This is a genomic window from Corynebacterium sp. HMSC05D03, from assembly GCF_001807205.1.
In the GTDB taxonomy this organism is placed as follows: Bacteria; Actinomycetota; Actinomycetes; order Mycobacteriales; family Mycobacteriaceae; genus Corynebacterium; species Corynebacterium aurimucosum.
Map to the genome: position 1 here is coordinate 1 of NZ_KV788159.1, position 1,307 is coordinate 1,307.

Annotated in this window: 2 protein-coding genes and 1 pseudogene; all 3 read left to right on the forward strand. The window is 54.2% G+C overall.

Annotation, left to right across the window (positions count from 1 at the left end; all coding sequences use genetic code 11):
• The first annotated feature begins 25 nt into the window (after window positions 1–25).
• Window positions 26–368, forward strand: a pseudogene (locus HMPREF3147_RS13100) (transposase).
• Entirely contained in the window at window positions 365–1,120 is a 756-nt protein-coding gene (locus HMPREF3147_RS13105) for an IS3 family transposase (RefSeq protein WP_141740699.1), read from the forward strand. Before HMPREF3147_RS13100 ends, HMPREF3147_RS13105 begins: the two are co-directional and overlap by 4 nt.
• Window positions 1,121–1,159: 39 nt before the next feature.
• On the forward strand, window positions 1,160–1,285 hold the full coding sequence (locus HMPREF3147_RS13110) for a hypothetical protein (protein ID WP_371325728.1): 126 nt from the start codon (window positions 1,160–1,162) through the stop codon (window positions 1,283–1,285).
• Window positions 1,286–1,307: the final 22 nt, after the last annotated feature.

Consider the following 1,307-nt stretch of genomic DNA (forward strand, 5'->3'; position numbering starts at 1 on the left):
TGAAGTGTCCCAGGTTTTGTTCCGTTTGAGTAGATGGGAAAATCTGGAATATGCCAAGAAAATTTGACCAGGATGCGAAGGATCGTGTGGTCCGTCTTGTAGAGGACCGCATCTTGGCGGAAAATATGTCGATGCAAGCCGCGTGCCAGGCAGTAGCCCCAAAGCTGGGGGTGTCATGGCACACAGCCCGTCAATGGACCCAACAGGCCCGCCGTGCGGGAAACATCCCAGAACCCGTGCCTGAAGATCTGGCCGCCGAAAACGCGAGGCTTCGCCGTGAAAATCAAGAGCTACGCGACACCAATGAACTTTTAAAGGCTGCCTCAGCTTTTTTCGCGTCGGAACTCGACCCAAAACGTCGGAAATGATCCGGTTCATCGATGAATACCGGAATCGTTTCTCTGTCGAGTTCATCTGTAAGACGTTGAAGAAAAACCGCGCTGGTGGGTTCATCACCTCGCGTGGGTATCGTCAGTCCAAGGCCCGTGGGGTAAGTGCTCGCCGCCTTCGTGATGCTGTGCTGGTTGAACGCATTAGTGCTATCCATCGGGATAATTACGGCATCTACGGTGTGCGGAAAATGTGGCATGCTCTTCATCGTGACGGAATCGATATCGGTCGTGAACAAACCGCGCGGCTGATGCGTCTAGCCGGTGTATCAGGCAAAGGCAAAGGCCGCTCGCCTATGACCACTCGCACACCTCAAAGGCCGGATTTACGCCCGGACTTGGTGGAGCGAGAATTCAAAGCCGAAGGCCCGAACAAGCTGTGGGTGGCTGATATTACCTACGTGCGCACGAAGAAAGGCTTTGTGTATGCCGCGTTTGTCACCGATGTTTACTCCCGACGGATCGTTGGGTGGGCGTTATCAGATTCCATGCGCACCGAAGCGTTGCCGCTGCAAGCTCTCAACCAGGCGATCGCGTCTGCTGAGGAAACAACAGGTCTCATTCATCATTCGGATCACGGCTCGCAGTATGTCAGCGTTGTCTACAACGAGCGTCTTGCCCAGCACGGGATTGCCGCTTCCACCGGAACTGTTGGCGACTCCTATGACAATGCTCTGGCGGAAAACGTTAATGGTTCCTACAAAAACGAGCTGATCCATACTCGCAGGTAGGATGAGGTTGTCGAGGTGGAAATCGCGACGTTTGAGTGGGTGTCATGGTGGAACGAGACGAGGCTTCACCAAAGCTTGGGCTACCGCACGCCAGCTGAAGTGGAAACCGAATTTTGGGACCAGCACCCGCCGCAAGCAATAATAGAAATCAAGGCAAACGCCTAGGAACAAAACCCGGGGCACTTCA